General features: G+C 72.8%; 1 protein-coding gene. It reads right to left on the bottom strand.

Features of this window, described 5'->3' with window-relative positions; translation table 11 throughout:
• A partial coding sequence (locus AC2W7M_RS26555) for a 3-hydroxyacyl-CoA dehydrogenase family protein (RefSeq protein WP_486136181.1) occupies window positions 1–710 on the bottom strand: 710 nt, incomplete at its 3' end.
• Between the last annotated feature and the right edge of the window lie 91 nt (window positions 711–801).

Raw genomic sequence — 801 nt, 5'->3', positions numbered from 1 at the left:
GGCCGGATCGGCGGACTTGCCGCCCGCCGCGTCGTAGGCGTACCAGCGGCGCCGGTCTTGCGGCCGAGCCGGCCCGCCTCCACCAAGCGGTCGGCGATGACGACGTAGCGCTCCGCCGGATCGCGGGTCGCCGCGCGGCGCTTCCTCATGGCATGGCCGATGTCGAGGCCGGACAGATCGGACACCGCGAACACGCCCATGGCGAAGCCGTAGGCCTCCAGCGCCGCGTCCACCTCCTCCGGCGTGGCGCCGTCCTCCACCATATATTCCGCGTGGCGGCGGTAGACCGCATAGATGCGGTTGCCGATGAAGCCGTCGCCATTGCCGGCCACCACCGGCTGCTTGCCCATCCGCTTCGCCAGCGCCAGGGCCGTGGCGAGCACGTCCGGCGCGGTCGCCTTCCCGCGCACCACTTCCAGCAGCTTCATGACGTTGGCGGGGGCGAAGAAGTGCAGGCCCACCACGTCCTGCGGGCGGGAGGTCGCGGCGGCGATGGCGTCGAGGTCGAGATAGGAGGTGTTGCTCGCCAGCACCGCGCCGGGCTTGGCCACCGCGTCGAGGCGGCCGAAGATGTCGGCCTTCACCGCCATGTCCTCGAACGCCGCCTCGACGACGAGATCGGCGTCCGCGAGCGCCTGCCAATCGCTGGTGGCGGTGATTGCGGCGAGTCGCTTGTCGGCCTCCGCCTGGGACAGGCGGCCGCTCTTCACGGGCCGCTCATAGAGCCCGCGCACCCGGCGCGAGGCCGGCCTCGGCCGCCGCGGCGTCGCGCTCCACCAGCGTCACGGGGAGCCCCCGCAT

This window comes from Xanthobacter sp. BG11Y11_SDJG (assembly GCF_057364445.1).
The sequence above is the reverse complement of the archived record's forward strand: the minus strand, read 5'-3'. Positions and strand labels throughout refer to the sequence as shown.